Origin of the sequence: Mesorhizobium sp. M7A.F.Ca.AU.001.01.1.1 (assembly GCF_004022735.1) — a bacterium.
Taxonomy (GTDB): Bacteria; Pseudomonadota; Alphaproteobacteria; order Rhizobiales; family Rhizobiaceae; genus Mesorhizobium; species Mesorhizobium ciceri.
In genome coordinates this window covers 1-20256 of the sequence record NZ_RZPF01000020.1, presented here as the reverse complement: position 1 = coordinate 20256, position 20256 = coordinate 1, and the positions used below count along the sequence as shown (strand labels likewise).

Genomic DNA, 20256 nt, shown 5'->3' with positions numbered 1-20256 from the left:
CGGCAAGGCCCTTGCGGCCATGGTCTTCGAGCAGGCGGCTCCAGGCGTCGACGGCGCCGGGTACGGTGACCGCATGCGGACCCTGCAGCGGGATGCGGTCGAAGCCTTTTTCGAGATACCAGCCGACCGTCGCCCTGGCCGGCGCTCGCCCCGAGCCGTTGAAGGCCAGCACATTGCCTTGTCCTCCGGGAGAATAAAGCACGAAGCAGTCGCCACCGATGCCCGTCGATTGCGGCTCGACCACACCCTGCACGGCGGCGGCGCAGACCGCGGCGTCCATGGCATTGCCGCCGGAGCGCAGCATGTCGATGGCCGCAAGCGTTGCAAGCGGATGCGAGGTCGCGGCAACCGCCTCGGTGGCACGAACCGGCGAGCGGCCGGGAAACTGGAAATCACGCATTCTGTCTGAATATCCCCTAGTCACTTCTGCAAATTGGTCGCTTCTGCGAATTGATCTGGTGAAATCAATGCCGCCGGCCGAGCCGAGCAGCACGCAGGCGCCGGTGACGATGAAGGCGACCTTGAAGGTGGTGATGAAGGTCTTGATGTAGGAGGCCTGCTCGAAGAATCGCGCATAATTGGCGGCGCTGAAGCCGCCCGATTGGTGGAACAGCGACAGACAGAACAGCCAGCCGATCGGCACGATGATGATGGCGAAGACCAGAAGCAGGCTTGGCGACAACAGCGCCAGCAGCCGTAGTGATTCACGCCGGGCGTCGGCGTGAAGTCCCTGCGTGTTGAGCTCCCGGCCTGCGGCGCTGCCGATCTCTTCCATGAGGGCGGGCTGCGCGCTCATCAGTCTGCCGCCACCAGGATCGTGTCCTGCGCATCGAGACCGAATGAGACTGGCTGGCCGGGCGCCGGCATTTTGGCCAGCACATCGCTGCGGCAATAGTCGCGCAAAGTCAGCTGGCGGCCGTCGCGCAACGCCGCGTAGCAGACGAAGCTGTCGCCCTGATAGATGATGTCGCTGACTTTCGCCTCGAGCACGTTGACGCCGCTTGTCGGTTCGGCGTCTGCCAGGAGCCGCAGCTTTTCCGGCCGCACCACCATCAGGTGCTGGCCAGCTGCCGGCACTGGTGCCGCGGTATGGATTCTCCGGTCCTCGTACCAGACGGAGCCGTTGCGGCACTCGACCGGAATGAAATTCGATTCGCCGATGAAGCCGGCTACAAATCGCGTTTGCGGCCTGGCGTAGAGGGTTTCAGGCTTGTCGAGCTGTTCGATGCGCCCGGCGTTCATGACCGCGATGCGGTCGGACATGGTGATGGCTTCGCGCTGGTCGTGCGTGACATAGACGGTGGTCATGCCGAGCCGGCGATGCAGGGCGCGCAGCTCGATCTGCATGTGCTCGCGCAGGCCCTTGTCGAGCGCCGACAAGGGTTCGTCCATCAGCACGATGCGCGGCTCGAAGACGATGGCGCGTGCCAGCGCCACACGCTGTCGCTGGCCGCCGGAAAGCTGGTCGACCCGGCGTTCGCCCAGGCCCTGCAATTTCACCAGATCGAGCGCCTTCTCGACACGTTCGGCCGTCTCGGCGGCGGCGACGCCGCGCTGCTTCAGCGGAAAGGCGATGTTGTGGAAGACGTTCATGTGCGGAAACAGCGCGTAGTTCTGGAACACCATGCCGATGTTGCGCTTGTGCGGCGGCGTGGTGATGATCTCGTCGCCGCCGACCTTGATCGAGCCGGCATTGGCCCGCACGAAACCGGCCAGGATCATCAGCAGCGTCGTCTTGCCGGAACCGGAAGGGCCGAGCAGCGTCAGGAATTCGCCGGCCTCGACATCGAGGTTAAGGTCGCGCAGCACCGGGACGCTGCCAAATCGTTTCTCGATCCCGCGCATGCCGATGGGCAACGCGGATGGCGCAATGGACAAGATTTTTCGCTCCTTAGCCGCAGAGAACAGGTGGCGAGGCAGTGGCTGGTTACGCTGCCCGCCGTAAGCTTGTGTCCGCGGCCTATTGCTGGACCAGATTGTTGAACTTCTCCGTCGCCTCGACCAGATTGTCGCGCCAGAACTCGGCGTCCTGCAGCACCTGTTTCTTGACGTTTTCGGGCGCCGAATTGATGTCCTTGATCCTGTCCTGCGGGATCTTGCCGGTCTCGAAAGCCTTCTCGTTTACTGGGCCATTGTCGACGTAGAGCGGCAGATTGGCCTGCAGCTGCGGGCTGACGAACATCGCAAGCGCCTTCATCGCGGCTTCCTTGTTCTTGGCACCCTTGGGGATGACCATGCAGTCGGCGGTCAGCACGCCCTGGTCGAAGGAGAAGCTGACCGGCGCGCCTTCCTTCTTCAAGGTGCCGGCACGGCCGTTCCAGATGCTCGCCATGTCGACTTCGCCATCCTTGACCAATTGCATGGCCTGAGCGCCGGAGGTCCACCAGGCGTCGACATGGCCACGGATCTTGTCGACGGATTTCAGCGCGCCGTCGACATCCACGGGATAGACCTTGTCGATCGGCAGGCCCGAGGCGAGAGCCGCGACGCTCAGCGTTTCGGTCGCCTGGCTGCCGCTCAACGCGCGCCGTCCCGGAAACTTTTCCACGTTCCAGAAGTCGGCCCAGGTCTTGGGGCCTTTGTCGCCGAACACATCGGTCCGGTAGATCAGCACGACGGAGGTGTAGGAAATGCCGACCCAGTCATCATGGACAAGCTTCGGATTGATGCCGCTCTTGTCGATAATGCCGTAGTCGAGCTTCTCGAACAGCCCTTCCTTCGAGCCGCGTGCGCATTCGTCGGCGCCAAGCTCGGTGATGTCCCATTTCACCGCATTGCCGGTTACCTGCAGCCGTACGTCGTCGAGGCCGTTGGTGGTGTCCTCCTTGATGGTGATGCCGAGCGCGTCGGCGGTCGGCTTGAAGAACGCCTTGGTCTGCGCTTCCTGGTAGGTGCCGCCCCACGAGGCGACGGTGATGGTGTCGCCCGCCATTGCGGGGGCCGCGAGGGAGGCCATGAGGCCCGCCATCGCAACGATACTAACGCTTCTGGTCCTGTTCATTTTTTCGGCTCTCCACCGGTGTTCCCATTGTTTTTGATTTCGCATTCTATTTTGTATACAATTTTGAGTGTAGCTTGGGGATCAGCGATGTCAACACCGATCGGCGCGCCTGGGGCCGTCAACCCGGGCTGGGAGATGGGGCGCCGGGGCGTGGCAAACCGCGCCGACTTTGAATACAGCTATGCATGAGAACATATGCCGGCGGAAAGACCGGAGAACTGGAAACGGAACTTGGCCAAGGAAACCAAAAACACGCTGCGCGACTCGGTCTATTCCGCGCTCAAGGCGATGATCGTGACCGGCCAGATTCCGCCGGGCTCACGCGTCACCGAAAACGACATCGCGGCGAAGCTGACTGTCAGCCGCACCCCGGTGCGCGAGGCCTTCAACCGCCTCGAGCGCGACGGCCTGGTCACCGGCCGGCCGCGCCAGGGCTATGTCGTCACCGAGTTCGACATCAACATGTTCCGCGAGGCCTTCGAGATCCGCGAACTGCTCGACGGCCACGCGACGGCACTGGCCGCCGCTGCTGCGACGGAACAGGACAAGGCGCGGCTGCGTGCCATGCTGGCCGAATGCGAGCGGCTGGCCGCCATTCCGGAGCGCACCACGCGCGAAAAATTCCAGGAGCTCGAAGTCGGCATCGACCTGCACCGCGTCATCGCCGAAATCAGCGGCAATGCGATGCTGCATGGCATGCTGTGCGGCATCCTCGACAAGTGCCAGCACTATGTCTGGACCGAACTGTTGTGGCTCGACGAATGGAAGATCGCCCGCGACGAGCATGCCGAGATCGTCGAGGCGATCTGCGCCGGCGATGCCGCCCGAGCCGGCACGCTGGCCCGCGCCCACGTAAGGGGCTCGCGCGACAATGTGCTGCGCCTGCTGCAGGCGAAATCGGACTACCAGAGTTTTCTGGCCAAGGCGTCCTGAGCGGCGCTGGCGGCGGCGTCAGATGGTCCGAGCGGCCATGGATATTGCTATCGACAGCACTACTATATGTCTCACGAACTGCGACGAGGACGGTCCAGTGCTTCCCTCGACAGGGCTCGATCGGTTGAGCGCATTTTCGGATGGCGTGTTCGCCGTCCTCATCACGGTGCTGGTCCTCGACTTGCGCCCGCCGGAGTTGCCGACGTTCAAGGCGCTTCTGGAGCTCTGGCCGACATGGCTGAGCTACAGCGTCAGCTATCTCTTCATCGCCATCGTCTGGGCGAACCATCATCATCTGTTACGCCACGCCAGGGAGGCGACAGCCAGCCTGATGTGGTACAATTTCGCGCATCTGTTCTCGGTTTCGCTGCTGCCGCTGGCGACCGCGTGGATGGCGGTCAGCGAGCTGGCGCCGCAGCCGGTCGCCTTCTACGCCGCCGTCTTCTTCCTGGTGAACCTGACCTACATTCTTCTGATCCGCGAACTCATCGACCCGATGCCGGAGAACGCGGTTCCGCTCGCGGTGCGCAAGCGCATGCGCATCCGGTCGCTCGCGACGCTCTGCCTATTCGCGCTGGCGGGGCTGGTCGCCCTGAAATATCCAGTCGCGGGCTTGGCGATCTGTTGCTGCTGCTTGGCCGTCTATCTCAGGCCGGAAGCGCCGGGGGCAGGCAAAAGCTCGGGCAAAGGCTGAATTCTCGCACCCGACGCGTTGGACGGCTTCAGCCCTTGCGCTCCTGAAGGCTGTTGCCGCCATCGACCACCAGCAGGGCGCCGTTGACATAGCTGGCGCCTTCCGAGGCCAGGAACACGACCGCGGCGGCCACCTCATCCGGTCGCCCGGCCCGCGCCGGCGGCGTATTCAGGGCGGCTTGCCGCTCCATCTCGCTCGACGACCCTGTTTCGATCCAGCCGGGAGCCACGGCGTTGGCCGTGATGCCGTTTTTCGCCACTTCGAGCGCCAGCGTGCGTGTCAGGCCGACCATGCCGGCCTTGGCGGCGGAATAGGCTGATGTGCCTTCGAAAGACACCAGCGGTCCGGTGACCGACGCCACATTGACGATACGCCCATAGCCCGCTTCGACCATCGCCGGCAGAAACGCCTTGGTGACGAGGAATGCCGTCTTCAGGCTGACGTCGATCCCCTGATCCCAGTCGGCCTCGGTCATGGCGAGAAACGCCTTGTCGACCGATGGCGATGCCAGCGAGCCCATGCCGGCATTGTTGACCAGGATGCCGACCGCGCCGACATCAGCCCGCAACCGCGCGACATCGGCAGCGATGGTGAGATCGGCGACCACGGCCTTGGCGTCGATGCCTTCTGCACGGAGCTCAACGGCGCGATCGAGCACACGCCCACTGGCACCGGTGAGAAAAACGGCATGGCCGGCATGGCCGAGCTGGCGGGCAATGGCGAAGCCGATGCCGTCGGCCGCTCCGGTCCCGGTGATAAGTGCTCGCTTGGTGGTAGTGATGGATGTCAATTCAGGCTCCGTTGGTTCCGCCTGCCGTGCGCGGTCGAACGCCAGCGGTCACAATCGTCGAACCATATAATCCATGGGGTACATAGCGCGCCTATTTTTCCTGTTAAATCGCATGCAGCGCGTCGACGGTATGGAAACCCGAAACACGTTCCATCATGGAAATTCAGTCCGACCAGCTCGCGGCTGTGAAAAAGAAGTAGGGGGAAATAGTCCTAGGTTGTGACAGGCTTCGGCAAGGTGAGCCAAGGTGGACGCTTGAGGTGGACCCGACTGCCGCCGACACTTATCTTGCGATCATACCGGGCTGAGAACTCGGAAATGAGCATGAGCGCCGCGAAGTAGGCTTCCGTCGCATAGCGGATTGTCCATTTCGTACCCAGACCGTACCGTCCTTCCATCATCTCGCGTGAATTGGGGAGCTTCTTTAGGAGGCCGCGGTTGATGCCGGAACAATGCGGAAGCGCGTCGTCGTAAAGGTAAAAAAGGTCGTGGGTTTCACGATACTTTCTGCCTGTCTTTTGAAGAATGAATGCCTTTATCGTCCGTTCGATTGCCATCTGCATCGACCACATTGCAGCGCCCCTTGCGGTATCACTATCAGTAAGCAGACCTATTGCCGCGTTTTGAAGATCAGAAAGAACCCCATCAATCAATTCCGTGATTTCATGATCCGGCGCGGTCACTCCCATCGTGTTCATTCTGATCCTGCGCAAGGCGGTGGCCACCGCCGTCGTCCTCGTTTTCAGTTTTCGGCTTTCCGTCAGGTCTATCTTCGCGAGGTTGGGCGGGTTTACGAGCCAGTCGGTGGGCGTCTCGCCCTGTTCAATGCCAAGGGGGAAATGAAGCCAAACGGTTTCACCAGGTGTCCCCGGCGTGGTGCGTGTTAGTGGAACGCGGATTTCAATCGGGACATGCCGAACAAGCACTACGCCCGACGCAAAACCCTCCCCGCTACTCTGATCAAAAGCACTTCCGTAGGTATCGCGATACCATGTCTCAATATGGTGGAAGATCACCGCAAACCATGGTTTCCCTGCAAAATCCTCCTTCGTGTCGCCCCGAATGTCCAGAATGCTTTCTAGAACGAACTTGATTGAAGCCCTAAGCGGACGTTGCCAAAGTGGGAGCTCCTCCACCTGAAGCTCCAAGTCGATTAGCTGCATATGCTCGGCAATAGCTTCTTCAAGCGTCACTTAGGACCTCCGGTCGTGCGGAACAATTATATGATGGAGAAGGAAGTAACGGACAGGTCGACGCTTTTCCCATAGATGTTCGAAAATTGCGGATTGTTGCCCCGTCGCCGCGTTCCCATGTTCCGGCACTCAAACCGGAGACAATGAAATGCCGAAGTCAACAATCAGTGCCGCCCTTTTACAAGAGCACCTTCACGGTGGCGGGTCGGTCTATGAAGAGGGGCAGAAAGCCTGTCGACGCCACGTCCCGCTGCGCAAATGCCCCTATACGGATAGCGGTCGCCGTGAAAGGTGGATGAAGGGCTGGCACGATGAACAGGCTGAGTTCATGACCAGCTAGGTCGTCCGCATGAGATCTATGAGGTCTGCCGAACTTGAACTGAAGCGCAAGGAGTATTTCAGTCCTCCCGGTTCGCCCATGCGATCATTTCGTCCGTCACTTGAACCGGTCGGGACTGATAGAGCTTTGAGATTGTTACGAACCGATCAAGGACCTTTTGGTCAACATCCGCGTCCACGTCAAAATCTCGTTTGAGCCGTTCTTTGGTTTCCCGCCAGACCTTCAAGGCGTAACCTGCCAAATCCTCCTTGATCGAAATCTTGAAGGGGTCTTTGATGTCTTCAGGTATCTCGCGAAACTGCGCCCAGCGCCGATTGTAGCCTTCATTGTCACGGACGGGACTTCCAAACTCCTGCTCGATCCTTTGCCTTGCAGCCTCTTTTCCTTTATTCGTAGCGGCTCTTAGTTTCCTGATTTCGGGCATCGTCATGTCGAAAAGGAAAGTGTCATCCATTTCCTTTTTGATGTCCGAAAAATCGACCTTCTGTCCAAGGGTGTTGTGCTGCGTGACAAGATCATCATAGAGCTTCCAATGATCATTCCACTTTCCTGCAACCCCGATACGCCCCGCCTTCACCTTTCCAAGTATAACTTCCCGCGTGTAGATCGAAACGATATCGCGCAAGCGTTCAATGAGGTCAGCGGCTTCTTTCTGCTTGTCCTCCCAAAGCTCCGCTTCAAAGCCCAGCCCTTTGAAGCGTTTGAAGCGCGAAACGTTGGCGTAGAGAAAGCTGAGAAAGCCAAGGCCAAAGACTGCGGCGGCTTCTGTCACTTTTTCCTGATAGATCAATGTCAGGCTCGCGCCGAGCAGGGCCAAGCCGACGATCACAAACAAGACCCGTTCCCAATTCGTAACGAACCACTTCCCAAAGGGTTTAAGCATTGCCTTGATTGATCCCCGCGCCTTCTTGCATAGATGGCGGGAAGATCGGCAATGCGCAACTGCTACCCGTTCCGTGAGGCTGCCCGAGAATGGCTTCCTCACGGTTTGTCACCCTCGATGAGAGTAGGACAGCCAGTGAACCGCATATGAATTAGTGGGAGTATCCGTGGGGCTTTGAGCCCCATTCCGGGATTTTTACGGCTTTTTGTTCCCCTCTAGGCTGTTGAAGGCAACATAGAAAAGGTCGGAAATCCCAACGGTCTCATATAATTGTTTGGCGCGCCCGAAGAGATTCGAACTCCTGACCCCCAGATTCGTAGTCTGGTGCTCTATCCAGCTGAGCTACGGGCGCGCAACAGGCCATGCTTTCCATGACCCCGCAATCCGATCGTAAACGACCGGTCGCGACGAGACGTGTTCCCTAGCGACTGAATTTCGGAAAAGCAAGCCGATCCGGCAAAAGTTTTGTCACAAGTGCCTTGGTTGGTGATGAAGGCTGGGATTCCGGCAGATGGCAACGGTCCGAAGTTGAGCCGGTTCCTGCTCATTGGAAGAAGCATCGGGCCAGAGGACAAGAGGGCCGGGCGACCCGGCGCTCTAAACCGTCACGCCGGGCGGCGCAGGCCGTTGCGGGCCTGGTCGAGCCGGACCGGCTGGTCGGGGATGGTGACGGCGAATGTGGTGCGCCCGCCAATGCTCTCGACCAGCTCGACCGTGCCGCCATGCGCGCGGATCAGTTCGTGCGCGATCGCCAGGCCAAGGCCGGTGCCGCCGCTGCGCGCCGAGCCGCGAAAGGCCGCGAACAGGTTTTCCCGCGCCTTGGGCGGCAGGCCGGGGCCGGTGTCGCTGACGGCGATGCGGCTGACGCTGCCCAGGCGCACGGCCGACACCGCCAGGCGGCGCACCAGGGCGCTTTCACTGTCGGTCGCCATCGCTTGCACGGAATTCCGGCACAGATTGGTCAGCACCCTGAACAACTGGTCGGAATCGGCATCGACCTCGAAGGCCGGCTCGACCGAATTGACGAACTCGATGCCTTGCTCAATGTCCAGCAGGCCGTGCACGTCCTCGACCAGTTGCCGCAGCCTCAGGCGTCGGCGCGCCGGCGGCGGCTCCTGCGTGCGGCCGTAGTGAAGCACGCCTTCGGAATAAGACACGGCGCGGTCGAGCGCGCGCAGCAGTTTCGGCGCGAAGGCCTGCACCGTCGGATCCTTGACCTGACGCAAGCGGTCCGACATCAGCTGCGCCGAAGCCAGGATGTTGCGCATGTCATGGTTGATCTTGGAAACCGCCAGGCCGAGATCGGCAAGATGCTTCTGCTCGGAGAGCATTTTTTGCAGCCGTTCCTGCATCTGCGACAGCTCGCGCTCGGCAACGCCGATCTCGTCGGCGCGGGCAGCCGGATGGATGATCCGCCCGGGATCGTCGGGCGCCTCGGAGAAGGACAGCATCGAGCGCGTCATCGTCCGGATCGGCCCGATCATGATCAGGTCGATGGCGGCGTAGACCAGCATGGCGGTGAACAGCGAGATCAGCAGCGAGACGAAGGCGACGTTGCGCGAATAGCGCAGCATCGCGTTGCGCAGGCTGTTGTCGGGCATGATCAGCTCGAACTCCTTGTCGGATTCGCCGACCGGACCGAAGACGCGCAGCATACGGTCGCCGCCGAAAAACAACGTGTCGAGCGCACCGGTCATGCCCTTGATCATGCCGATCGAGGCGATATCGATGTGTTCGTCGACCTTCGGCGGCATTTCGGCCACCACCAGCAGCCGCGAGACGCCTCCGTCGCGCACCGCGATCGCCTTGGCGCCGATCGCCATCAGCACGTCGTTCTGCGCCGTGCGCGACAGCGAGGTGGGTTCACCCTGCACCAGCACGATCGACACCGCCGCCGCCGTGCTCAGCCGCTCCTTCAGCCAGTTCAGCCGGTAGCTGGCGATCCAGGGCAGGAAGATCAGCACTTCGGCCAGCAGCACGAAGACGATGGTCAGCAGCAGCAGCTTGGTCGACAGGCCGCGCGACAGCGGCACCGTGCGCACGCTGGCCGGCGCCTCGGTGGACCCCGCCGTGCCGATCCCTTCCTGTGCCTGTATGGTTTCGCTCATGCGGCTAATGTCTTCACGATCACTTGATCAACGCAGATTAGGCGATTACGGCTTTTTTGCCAATTTCATCCTTGGTCGCAAACATAAACCGGCCTGAATGGCGAAGCTTTCGGCCCGACGACTCCGGATTGACTTCCAAAAGCCTTCTTTCTATAAGCCCGCACACGCTCGGGCCATTCGTCCCGGCGCGGTTTCGATCGCGCCAAAGCCGGCTCGGCAAAGCTCCTGTTACACAGTGACAGAATCAAGAAGGGCCGCACCCCGCGGTATTAAAACAAATGAAGCGTACCTACCAACCGTCCAAACTCGTCCGCAAACGTCGGCACGGCTTTCGTGCCCGCATGGCCACCAAGGGTGGTCGCGGCGTCGTCGCAGCTCGCCGCAACCGCGGTCGCAAGCGGCTCAGCGCCTGAACGGAAGACGAGATCGTTGCCCGCATCCGGCAAGCCAGTGGGACCAAATCCCAAGCGGCTTCTGAAGCGCGCGGAATTCCTGGCTGTCCGTCGTGGTGAAAAACGACGCGGGCGGCTTTTTCTCGTCGAAGTTCTCGACCGCGGCGACGGCCTGTCGCCGCGCGTCGGCTACACCGTCACCAAGAAGGTCGGCAATGCGGTTGTCCGCAACCGCGTCCGGCGGCGGCTGCGAGAAGCCGTCCGTACGCACGCCGCAAGTGACATGGCGCCTGGCAATGACTATGTCATCGTCGGGCGCGAAGACGTGCTTACCACTCCGTTCGGCCAGTTGAAGGCCGAACTCTCCCGCCGACTGCGCGGAACACGATAGGCCAAGGGCTTTCGATGGAAAACAACCGGAACTTCTTCATCACCATCGCGCTGTCGGTGCTGATCCTGGCGGTATGGCAATATTTTTATGTGTTGCCGCGCAGCGAAGCGCAGCGCGAGGCCGCCCGCGTCGAACAGCAGCGCGTCGAGGAGCAGAAGAAGGCCGCCGGCACCAATCCCGGTACCGACACCGGAACGCCCGCCGCCCCTGGCGCCATTCCCAACGCACCCGGCACCGATGCCGTCACGCCGGCCGGCCGCGAACAGGCGCTCGCCACGACGACCCGCGCGAAGATCGACACGCCGAGCCTTGAGGGTTCGATCAACCTGACCGGTGCCCGTCTCGACGACCTCAAGCTCAAGCACTACACCGAGACGGTCGACAAGAACTCGCCCGAGATCAGCCTGCTCAACCCGGCGGCACTGCCCAATGGCTACTATGCCGAGATCGGCTTCGTCGGCAACGACAAGACCGGCGCGGTGCCCGGTCCCGAAACAGTGTGGGCTATCGACGGCAATGCGACACTGACGCCGACGACCCCGGTCACGCTGACCTATTCGAACGACAAGGGCCTGACCTTCAAGCGCACCTTTTCCGTCGACACCAACTACATGTTCACGGTGTCCGACACGGTGCAGAATGCCGGCACGGCCGCCGTCTCGCTGTCCAATTACGGCCGCGTCACCCGCTTCGACAAGCCGCTCGTTGCCAGCACCTATGTGCTGCATGAGGGCCTGATCGGCTTCACCGGCACGGAAGGCCTGCAGGAACACAAATACGCGTCCATCGAGAAGGACAAGCAGTTCACGCCGGGCAAGTCGACCGACGGCTGGCTCGGCATCACCGACAAATACTGGGCGGTGACGCTGGTGCCGACCGAGAAGCAGCCGTTCCAGCCGCGCTATGCCTATTTCGAGGACGGCCGCCATCGCTACCAGTCCGACTTCCTCACCGACCCGATCACCGTCGATGCCGGCCAGTCGGCGACGGTGGAGAGCGAGATCTTCGCGGGCGCCAAGGAAGTCGGCAAGATCAACGCCTATGCGGAAGACCGTCATATCAAGCGGTTCGACCTTTTGATCGACTGGGGCTGGTTCCACTTCATCACCAAGCCGATGTTCTGGCTGATCGACACGCTCTACAAATTCTTCGGCAATTTCGGCCTGGCCATTCTCGCCACCACCGTCATCGTCAAGGCCATCTTCTATCCGCTCGCCAACAAGTCGTACGCGTCGATGGCGAACATGAAGAAGGTGCAGCCGAAAATGCTCGAGATCCGCGAGAAATACGCGGACGACAAGATGAAGCAGCAGCAGGCGATGATGGAGCTGTACAAGACCGAGAAGATCAACCCGCTTGCCGGCTGCTGGCCGGTGGCACTGCAGATCCCGGTCTTCTTCTCGCTCTACAAGGTGCTCTACATCACCATCGAAATGCGGCACGCGCCGTTCTTCGGCTGGATCCAGGATCTGGCCGCGCCCGATCCGACGTCGCTGTTCAACCTGTTCGGCCTGATCCCGGTCACCCTGCCGCACATGCTGATGATCGGCGTCTGGCCGCTGATCATGGGCGTCACCATGTTCCTGCAGATGCGCATGAACCCGACGCCGCCGGATCCGACGCAGGCTGCGATCTTCACCTGGATGCCTGTCATCTTCACCTTCATGATGGCGGGTTTCCCGGCCGGCCTGGTCATCTACTGGGCCTGGAACAACACGCTGTCGATCCTCCAGCAGGGCATCATCATGAAGCGCCAGGGTGCCAAGATCGAGCTGTGGGACAATCTGGTCGCGCTGTTCCGAAAGAAACCATCACCGGCCGAATAGAAGGCGCAGCGCTTTCTCCAGCCTTCAAAGCCCCGCCTCGCGCGGGGCTTTTCGTTTAAGCAGCTCCGGCATCACGTTCCCGTGATCGGCGAAACTTGCGCCCCCTCGGCGGCGTGACTGCCTGTGCGTTTCCAAAGGCTATCAATTCCGATCAGCCCTCACACGGAGGAAGACCACATGCGCTTGCCGTCATTCAGGATCATCGCCCTTTCCGCACTCGTCGCCGGCGTGGCGATTGCCGCGCCCGCCTATGCCAAGAACCCGAATGTCGGCGGCGCGCCGATGTACACAACCAAGAACATCGTCGAGAACGCCGTCAATTCGAAGGACCACACGACGCTGGTCGCCGCGGTCAAGGCCGCCGGCCTGGTCGACACGCTGCAGGGCGCTGGCCCGTTCACAGTCTTTGCCCCGACCAACGCGGCGTTTGCGAAACTGCCCAAGGGCACCGTCGACACGCTGCTGAAGCCGGAGAACAAGGGCAAGCTCACCAAGGTGCTGACCGCGCATGTCGTGGCCGGCAAGATTTCGGGCGCCGAGATGATGAAGAAGGCCAAGGCGATGGGCGGCAAATACGAGATGAAGACCGTCTCCGGTGACACGCTGACCGCCGAAGTCAAGAAGGGCAAGCTCTACATCATGGATGAGTCAGGCGGCGAGGCGCGAGTGACGATCGCCGACGTCAACCAGTCGAACGGCGTCATCCATGTCGTCAACAAGGTGCTGTTGCCGAAGTAACGAACGGCTTCCGGCAAAGGGGATCAAGACAGGTCCGTTGGGGCTTTCTCGGGCCTGCCATCCCCGCCTCATGACGAGGTGCCATGTTTCTTGGGAAGTCGTATCGGCATTGGCCGGGGTCCTGTCCCTCACAGGACCCCGGTTTCTTTTTGGCTGTTGCCTGTGCAGCCGGATAAGTTTCGAGCGTCGTCACTCCATCACGGCGCTGTGGTCGATCTTGGCCGGAGTCGCCGGCTTGCGCAGCAACAGAACCAGCGGAATGGCGGCAAGCGACAGGATCATCATCAGCTTGAAGTCGTTCATATAGCTGATGATCGTGGCCTGCAGCGTGACCACGCCGTCGAGCGCGGCGCGGCCCGCGGCGCTGTAGGGATCCATTGCCTGGAAGATCGCCGGATTGCTGAACGCCTGGTTGTAGGGCGTCACATAGGTGGCGATATTGGCGTGGTTGACCTGCACGTTCTGCGTCAACAGCGCGGTGACCACCGATATGCCGACGCTGGAGCCGATGTTTCGGGACAGATTGTACAGTCCGGTGCCTTCCGCGCGCCGCTCCGGCGCCAGCGTGGCGAAGGTGATGGTGGTCAGCGGCACGAACAGGAAACCCAGGCCCGCGCCCTGGATGAAGCCGGTGCTGATGATCGTCCATTGCGAGACATCAGGGGTCCAGCCGGTCATGTCGTACATCGCCCAGGCGGTGACCAGCAGGCCGGTTAGAAGCAGCCAGCGCGTGTCCACCTTGCCGATCAGCCTGCCGACCAGGAACATGCAAGCCATGGTGCCGAGACCGCGCGGCCCCATGACGATGCCGGCCGTCACCACCGGATAGCCCATCAGGGTCTGCAGATAGGGCGTCATCAGGGCCAGCGAGGCCAGATAGGTGATGCCGATGATGAAGATGAAGATCATGCCGACGGCGAAATTCCTGTCGAGGAACAGCCGCGGGTTCACGAAGGTGTTTTTGGCGGTGAAGGTGTGGACGAGGAAGATGTAGAAGGCCGACGCGCAGATCAGCGCCTCGACGATGATCTCGGACGACGAGAACCAGTTGAGCTGCTCGCCGCGATCGAGGAACATCTGCAGCGACGCGATGGTGACGCTGAGCATGCCGAAGCCCAGCCAGTCCAGCCTGGCCTTGAGGTCCGTCTTGGTTTCCTGGACGAACATCGAGACGCCGGCGAAAGCCAGCGCGCCGATCGGTACGTTGATGTAGAACACCCAGCGCCAGCTGACATTCTCGGTCAGCCAGCCGCCGATGACCGGCCCGAGCACCGGCCCGACCATCACCGAAACGCCGAACAGCGCCATCGCCGAGCCGCGCTCCTCGACGCTGTAGATGTCGAGCAGGATGCTCTGCGCCAGCGGCACCAGGGCTGCGCCGAACAGGCCTTGCAGCAGGCGGAAGCCGACGATCTGCGGCAGCGACTGCGCGAAGCCGCACAGCACCGACGCGACGACGAAGCCGGTGATCGAGATCAGCAGGATGCGCTTGCGGCCGAAGCGATTGGCAAGATAGCCCGAAGGCGGCGTCATGACGGCTGCCGCGACGATGTAGGACGTCAGCACCCAGTTTATCTGGTCGGCGCTGGCCGAAACGCTGCCCTGGATATAGGGCAGCGCCACATTGGCGATGGTGGTGTCCAGCGCCTGCATGATCACGGCCAGGATCACGCAGGCGGTGATGGCGCCGCGATTGGCGACCACGCCACCTGTCGCGGACGCGCCGGTCATGACTTTTGTCCGAACCGACCGAGGAGGTCCGTCACGAAGTCCGGCAGGCCGCGCGCATGGCCGGTATCGATGCCGACCACGACGCTCATCCCGCCGCGCAGCGGCGGCTTGCCCTGGAGATCGTCCACCGTCACGCGCATCGGAATGCGTTGCACGACCTTGACCCAGTTGCCGGTGGTGTTCTGCGCCGGAAGCAGCGAGAAGCTCGACGACGACGCCGGGCTGATCGAGGCGACCCTGCCGTGCCAGACGGCACCGGGATAGCTGTCGACGCTGATCGTCGCCGTCTGTCCCGGCCGCACATAGGTCAGTTCGGTTTCCTTAGGCTCCGCCGCGATCCACAGATCGGTCGCCGAAATCAGGCTGAACGCCGGCTGCGAAGCCGGCAGGTACTTGCCGACCTGAAGCGCGTCGACATTGGTGACGATGCCGTCGAATGGCGCCTTGACGATGGAATCGGCAAGGTTGCGCTGGGCGTCGTCCACCGCCGACTGCGCCTGGAGATAGAACGGGTTCTTCTCCACCGGCTGGCTGGCGTCGCCGCCGAGCTGGGCAAGCGTCGCCTGTGCCTGCGCTTGGGCAACGGACACTTTCTGGCGGGCGGCGACGAGGTCGTGCTGGGCGCTGTCGAAGGTCGCCTTCGAGGAGGTGGAGGTCTTGAGCAGATCCTGCTGGCGTTGGAAAGCGGCCTCGTAATAGGGGATGTCGGCCTGCGCCTGCTCGATCAGCGCCTGCGACTGCTGGTAGCTCGCCTGCAAGGTCAGCACCTGGTTGCGCACTGTGCCGAGCTGTGCCTGGGCGGCGGCAAGAGCGGTTTCGAAAGAGGCCGACCGCAACCGGAAAAGCACCTGGTCCTTCTTCACCGCCTCGTTCTCGTGCACGTCGATCTCGGACACAGTGCCGGAGACATCGGTGGAAACGCCGAGCGACTGCGCCTGGATGTAGGCATTGTCGGTCGTCATGACCTGGCCGCCGATGACGTAGTAATAGCCGCCGACGACCAGCGCGAACGGAAGCAGGGCAAACAGGATCGGCCGTGCCCGGCCGCGCTTGGGCTTGACCGGCGCCGGAGGCGCCACCGCAACCCCGGCCTGGCGTGGCTCCTTGGACGGAGCCTCGAGCGCCGCCGGCTCCAGGGCGACCGGTGATTCGAGCTCGTCATTGTCGATGACGGTGCTGGCTCGCCTTTGCTCGCGTTCGCTGTCCAGCCGGATGACCTGGTCGCGCGCCCGGTCGGCGGCGGATCCGTCTTCTTCGACAGGCTTCTTTGGTGAGGTTGATTCAGCCATGTGTTTTCTCCCGGTCGGCGGCAGGCTGGGCGCAAGCCGCGAGCAGATTGGATTTGATGAGGGATAGGGTTTGCAGCAGATGCAGTTGCGCATCCGCGGAAAGGCCGACAAAGGCCTCGTCACGCGTCTTCCGCCCATTGCCGCGCATGATTTCGATCAGCGGATGGGCTTGCGGCTTCAGGTACAGCAGCCATGCCCGGCGGTCAGCGGGATCGGGCCGGCGCTCGATGAAGCCGCTTGCTTCCATCTTGTCGAGCAGCCGGGCGAGCGTGATCGGCGTGATCTCGATCAGGTCCGCCAGTTTGTTCTGGTGGATGCCTTCATGCAGGCTGAGATAGGCCAGCACCTGCCACTGGGCGCGGGTCAGCCCCGATGCCCGCGACCTCTGCTCGAACCGCTTTCGAAGCAGGCGCGCGACATCGTGCAGCACGAAGCTGATGTTGGGTGACGATGGCATGGGAGGTACTGGAGTTTTTCGGCGCGACTGTTAGTGAGCATGCTTATTATCATCATGCACATAATCTTGCTGGACGCGGTGCGCAAGACGGACTAAGCCCGCCTGGAAAAAATGACGCATGGGCTGCGACCCACCCAAAGGCTCAGGTAGCGGGCTGTTGCCGGGCAAGGATACGACGATGAATTGGCTGAAGATCGCGACCGTGGCGGCCATTGCAGGATGGCCGGGCATTGCGCTCGCAAAGGGCGCCGTCAGTTGCGGCGGCGCCGCCATGCTGGGTGGCGCGCAATTGAACTGCAGCCACGTCGAACCCCAGGCGCCGCCTCAGTTTTGCACCTATAGCTGGGCTCTCCACATGCCGGCCGGCGACCAGAAAATCGTCGAAGGCAGCTTCATGCTGCCGCCCGGCGCCACGAATGTCACCGTCTATCAGGGCAGCGGTTTCGACAGTGCGCTGTCCGATCCGATCGTGATTTGCCGCGGCAGCAAATGAGCAAGGCCGTCAAGGAAAGCTCGCTCGTCACCCGATTGGTGCTATAGGGCGGACCACGCTATTTTGAACGGGCGCATTCGAGTTTCGGATGCACCTGGCGGCCATTTCTCTGACGGATTTCGACATGGACGGACCCAACCCAGACATCAAGCACCCGATCCCGATGCATACCCGCGTCGGCTTCCTCAAGGGACTGGTGAACGCGCCAAACATCGAGATCGGCGACTTCACCTATTATGACGACCCCGACGGGCCGGACAAATTCGCCGAGAAATGCGTCCTGCATCACTATCCGTTCATAGGCGACAAGCTGATCATCGGCAGGTTCTGCGCCATCGCCGAGGGCGCGCGCTTCATCATGAACGGCGCCAACCACGCCATGTCCGGCTTTTCGACCTATCCGTTCAATATTTTCGGCCATGGCTGGGAAAAGGGTTTTAACCCGGCGACCTGGTCGAAGGAGGTGCGCGGCGACACCATCGTCGGCAACGACGTCTGGATCGGGATGGAGGCGGTGATCCTGCCCGGGGTGGAAATCGGCCACGGCGCCATCGTCGCTGCGAAATCGGTGGTGACGCACGACGTGCCGCCCTATGCGATCGTCGCCGGCAACGCGGCCAAGGTGGTAAAGATGCGTTTCGACGACCGGACAATCAGGCGGCTGCTGGCGGTGGCGTGGTGGGACTGGCCGGTAGACAAGGTCAGCCGCAACCTCGATGCTATCCGGGGTGTCAATATTTCTCTTCTGGAGGCAGCAGCTTGAACGCTCTGAACAGCAGCATAATCGGCACCGAACTGTTTACGCGAGGGTGGATCTTCATCCGCGGCGTGCCGGCGATGAAGTTCCTGCCACCGGAAGGGCCGCCGGAAATCGCCTTTGCCGGCCGCTCGAATGTCGGCAAGTCGTCGCTGATCAATGCGCTGGTCAACCAGAAGGGGCTGGCGCGCACTTCCAACACGCCGGGGCGCACGCAGGAGCTCAACTATTTCGTGCCGGATGGATTTTCGGGCGAGGGCGCCGACCTGCCACCCTTGGCGCTGGTCGACATGCCCGGCTACGGCTACGCCACCGCGCCCAAGGAGAAGGTCGACGAGTGGACCAAGCTGGTCTTCGATTACCTCAAGGGCCGGGTCACGCTGAAACGCGTCTATGTGCTGATCGACGCCCGTCATGGCATCAAGGCCAAGGACGACGAAGTGCTGTCGCTGCTCGACAAGGCGGCGGTGTCCTATCAGATCGTGCTGACCAAGACCGACAAGATCAAGACTGCCGGCGTGCCGAGGCTGATCGAGGAGACGCTGGCAAAGATCAAGAAGCGGCCGGCGGCGTTCCCGTTCGTGCTGGCCACCTCTTCTGAAAAGGCCGAGGGCCTTCAGGAATTGCAGGCAGCCATCGTGCTTGCCGCCAATGGCGGCTAAAGCATCCGCACCTTAGAGCAATTCTAGGAAAAGTGTGAAGCGGTTTTCCGTCCAGAATTGCGTCTAAACAAAGAGTTAGAGCATGGTCTGGCTAGGGCTTGGCCTCGATAGCAATCGTCTGATGGCCTTCTTCCGCCACAAGCCTTTCGGTGCCGTAGGCCTTCAGGAACATGCTGACGCCTGACCTGACGATGTGGTCGATCTCGTCCTGGGTCGGGGCCTTGGTGCGGTAGGCGAAGATGCACTGGCGGAACAGACCGGCCAGGCACAGTTCGGTGAACTGATAGGCGGCAAGATCGACATCGTCGATGCGCAGCAGGTCGCGCTCGATGGCGGCATTGAGAAAGGCCGCGACCTTGTCGTGGCCACGCTTGGGACCGCGCTCGTAAAAACGCGCGCCCATGTCGGGGATCCGGTCTGATGCCCCGATCACCGTGCGCTGCGCTTGGACGACCTTGGCCGACGTGATCTTGAGAGCCAGCACCTTGCCGAACTTCACCAGCGTCTCGCGCAGGTTGTCGGCATTGTCCAGCACGTCATACATGTTCTTGAAGATGGTGCCGCGCTCTTCCTCGATCAGCGCCTCGAACAGCTCTTCCTTGTTGGCGAAGTAGACGTAGATCGTACCCTTGGAGACGCCGGCCTCGCGGGTGATGTCGTTCATCGAGGCGGCTTCGAAGCCCTTGTCGATGAAGACACGACGGGCGCCGTCGATGATCTGGCTGCGCTTGGCCGGATCCTGCCCCGCGGCCGGGCGGCCACGGCGCAAGCTTTCCAACAGGTCGTCACACGACTCGTTTTCGACATTGGGCGGGGTCTCGGCCATGAAAGTCACACCTCGAAAATAATTCGAACCAAGCGGTTCGATTGCCCTTGATATGGTCCTCTTTACGCGCTATGTCAACGGCCGGATCGAACCGAACGGTTCAATATTATATTATAACTTTAGAGAGATGTCATGTCCTCGAACGCGCCGACCACTGCTGAAGTCCGTCCCTTCCCCAACGCCAAGGTTGCGCCAGCGACGGAAGCACCGGAAGTACCTGTCCAGCCCGTCTCGTCGCCGCCGGCAGAGGCTCCGGCCAGGAAGAAGCGTTCGGTGCGTTCCTTCCTGCTGCCGGTCATCGGTGTTGCCTTGCTGGGCGCCGGCGCCTGGTATGGGTACGACTACTGGACAACGGGCCGCTTCATGATCTCGACGGACGATGCCTATGTCCAGGCGGACATGGCGTTCATCTCGCCCAAGATTTCCGGCTATGTCGATCAGGTCAAGGTCAGCGAGAACCAGCTGGTCAAGGCCGGCGATCCGCTGCTCGTCGTCGATGACGGCGATTACAAGATTGCCGTCGCCCAGGCCGAGGCGCAGATCGCCACCTTGAGCAAGACGCTCGACCGTATCGACGCCCAGACCGACGCGGCCCGCGCCTCGCTGCAGCAGGCCCAGGCGCAGAAGGTCGCCGACCAGGCCGCGGCCGACAACGCAGCCAAGGTCGCGGCGCGCGCCTCGCAGCTGCTCAAGACCCATGTCGGCACACAGGCGCAGCTGGACGACGCCCAGACCGCGGTCCAGCAGGCCGA

General features: G+C 61.8%; 21 protein-coding genes and 1 tRNA gene. 10 read left to right on the top strand and 12 right to left on the bottom strand.

Translation table 11 applies throughout. The features are described 5' to 3' along the window. The 3 genes from EN884_RS39285 to EN884_RS02735 form a co-directional block, all read right to left on the bottom strand. On the bottom strand, window positions 1–796 hold a 796-nt coding region (locus EN884_RS39285), incomplete at its 3' end, for a gamma-glutamyltransferase (protein WP_245491894.1). Then, complete coding sequence (locus EN884_RS02740) at window positions 796–1878, bottom strand: ABC transporter ATP-binding protein (RefSeq protein WP_063169709.1); 1083 nt, start codon at window positions 1876–1878, stop codon at window positions 796–798. The genes EN884_RS02740 and EN884_RS39285, both read right to left, overlap by 1 nt. An 82-nt stretch (window positions 1879–1960) precedes the next feature. Beyond that, window positions 1961–3001, bottom strand: coding sequence for an ABC transporter substrate-binding protein (locus EN884_RS02735; protein ID WP_024502105.1), 1041 nt, complete (start codon window positions 2999–3001; stop codon window positions 1961–1963). Window positions 3002–3232: 231 nt separating this feature from the next. On the opposite strand from EN884_RS02735, the gene EN884_RS02725 reads away from it, so the two are divergent. Beyond that, window positions 3233–3934: a GntR family transcriptional regulator gene (locus tag EN884_RS02725; protein WP_164745804.1), complete on the top strand. Its 702-nt coding sequence runs from the start codon at window positions 3233–3235 to the stop codon at window positions 3932–3934. 124 nt (window positions 3935–4058) lie between these two features. Beyond that, entirely contained in the window at window positions 4059–4628 is a 570-nt protein-coding gene (locus tag EN884_RS02720) for a TMEM175 family protein (protein WP_027161123.1), read from the top strand. Between the two features lie 28 nt (window positions 4629–4656). On the opposite strand, the gene EN884_RS02715 is transcribed toward EN884_RS02720, so the two are convergent. The 5 genes from EN884_RS02715 to EN884_RS02695 form a co-directional block, all read right to left on the bottom strand. Next, window positions 4657–5418 carry an SDR family NAD(P)-dependent oxidoreductase gene (locus EN884_RS02715; RefSeq protein WP_063169710.1) on the bottom strand — a complete coding sequence of 254 codons (762 nt, stop codon included), beginning with the start codon at window positions 5416–5418 and terminating at the stop codon, window positions 4657–4659. Window positions 5419–5630: 212 nt separating this feature from the next. Then, window positions 5631–6611 carry a hypothetical protein gene (locus EN884_RS02710; RefSeq protein WP_127224210.1) on the bottom strand — a complete coding sequence of 327 codons (981 nt, stop codon included), beginning with the start codon at window positions 6609–6611 and terminating at the stop codon, window positions 5631–5633. Window positions 6612–7009: 398 nt separating this feature from the next. Beyond that, complete coding sequence (locus EN884_RS02705; protein ID WP_127224211.1) at window positions 7010–7786, bottom strand: hypothetical protein; 777 nt, start codon at window positions 7784–7786, stop codon at window positions 7010–7012. Window positions 7787–8109: 323 nt separating this feature from the next. Continuing rightward, window positions 8110–8186: transfer RNA gene (locus EN884_RS02700), tRNA-Arg, on the bottom strand. Between the two features lie 253 nt (window positions 8187–8439). Next, window positions 8440–9942 (bottom strand): HAMP domain-containing sensor histidine kinase, encoded by a 1503-nt coding sequence (locus EN884_RS02695; protein WP_027161119.1) that lies wholly within the window; start codon window positions 9940–9942, stop codon window positions 8440–8442. Between the two features lie 278 nt (window positions 9943–10220). On the opposite strand from EN884_RS02695, the gene rpmH reads away from it, so the two are divergent. The 4 genes from rpmH to EN884_RS02670 all read left to right on the top strand — a co-directional run bounded on the left by rpmH (window position 10221) and on the right by EN884_RS02670 (window position 13289). Next, on the top strand, window positions 10221–10355 hold the full coding sequence (rpmH, locus tag EN884_RS02685) for a 50S ribosomal protein L34 (protein WP_008833937.1): 135 nt from the start codon (window positions 10221–10223) through the stop codon (window positions 10353–10355). Between the two features lie 16 nt (window positions 10356–10371). Beyond that, window positions 10372–10725 carry a ribonuclease P protein component gene (rnpA, locus tag EN884_RS02680; RefSeq protein WP_013528505.1) on the top strand — a complete coding sequence of 118 codons (354 nt, stop codon included), beginning with the start codon at window positions 10372–10374 and terminating at the stop codon, window positions 10723–10725. Between the two features lie 14 nt (window positions 10726–10739). Beyond that, entirely contained in the window at window positions 10740–12551 is a 1812-nt protein-coding gene (gene yidC / locus EN884_RS02675; RefSeq protein WP_063169714.1) for a membrane protein insertase YidC, read from the top strand. A gap of 177 nt (window positions 12552–12728) precedes the next feature. After that, window positions 12729–13289, top strand: coding sequence for a fasciclin domain-containing protein (locus EN884_RS02670; RefSeq protein WP_063169715.1), 561 nt, complete (start codon window positions 12729–12731; stop codon window positions 13287–13289). 189 nt (window positions 13290–13478) lie between these two features. Here EN884_RS02670 and EN884_RS02665 read toward each other — a convergent pair whose 3' ends face one another. Genes EN884_RS02665 through EN884_RS02655 form a run of 3 tightly spaced genes read right to left on the bottom strand, consistent with a single transcriptional unit; the run spans window position 13479 to window position 16766 of the window. Beyond that, window positions 13479–15020 carry a DHA2 family efflux MFS transporter permease subunit gene (locus EN884_RS02665; RefSeq protein WP_063169716.1) on the bottom strand — a complete coding sequence of 514 codons (1542 nt, stop codon included), beginning with the start codon at window positions 15018–15020 and terminating at the stop codon, window positions 13479–13481. Continuing rightward, entirely contained in the window at window positions 15017–16309 is a 1293-nt protein-coding gene (locus tag EN884_RS02660) for an HlyD family secretion protein (RefSeq protein ID WP_082826616.1), read from the bottom strand. The genes EN884_RS02665 and EN884_RS02660 overlap by 4 nt, the downstream gene beginning before the upstream one ends. Further along, window positions 16302–16766, bottom strand: coding sequence for a MarR family winged helix-turn-helix transcriptional regulator (locus EN884_RS02655; protein WP_013528500.1), 465 nt, complete (start codon window positions 16764–16766; stop codon window positions 16302–16304). Before EN884_RS02655 ends, EN884_RS02660 begins: the two co-directional genes overlap by 8 nt. 178 nt (window positions 16767–16944) lie before the next feature. On the opposite strand from EN884_RS02655, the gene EN884_RS02650 reads away from it, so the two are divergent. The 3 genes from EN884_RS02650 to yihA all read left to right on the top strand — a co-directional run bounded on the left by EN884_RS02650 (window position 16945) and on the right by yihA (window position 18678). Continuing rightward, on the top strand, window positions 16945–17259 hold the full coding sequence (locus EN884_RS02650) for a hypothetical protein (protein WP_024502096.1): 315 nt from the start codon (window positions 16945–16947) through the stop codon (window positions 17257–17259). A 124-nt stretch (window positions 17260–17383) separates the two neighbouring features. After that, window positions 17384–18022, top strand: a complete 639-nt coding sequence (locus tag EN884_RS02645; RefSeq protein ID WP_063170424.1) for a CatB-related O-acetyltransferase — start codon at window positions 17384–17386, stop codon at window positions 18020–18022. After that, on the top strand, window positions 18019–18678 hold the full coding sequence (gene yihA, locus EN884_RS02640) for a ribosome biogenesis GTP-binding protein YihA/YsxC (RefSeq protein WP_024502094.1): 660 nt from the start codon (window positions 18019–18021) through the stop codon (window positions 18676–18678). The genes EN884_RS02645 and yihA overlap by 4 nt, the downstream gene beginning before the upstream one ends. Before the next feature lie 91 nt (window positions 18679–18769). Here yihA and EN884_RS02635 read toward each other — a convergent pair whose 3' ends face one another. Then, window positions 18770–19504 (bottom strand): TetR/AcrR family transcriptional regulator, encoded by a 735-nt coding sequence (locus EN884_RS02635; RefSeq protein WP_013528496.1) that lies wholly within the window; start codon window positions 19502–19504, stop codon window positions 18770–18772. Between the two features lie 132 nt (window positions 19505–19636). Between EN884_RS02635 and EN884_RS02630 the strand changes: the two genes are divergently transcribed. Further along, window positions 19637–20256 (top strand): biotin/lipoyl-binding protein (locus tag EN884_RS02630; RefSeq protein ID WP_164894913.1); only part of this gene is annotated, 620 nt, incomplete at its 3' end.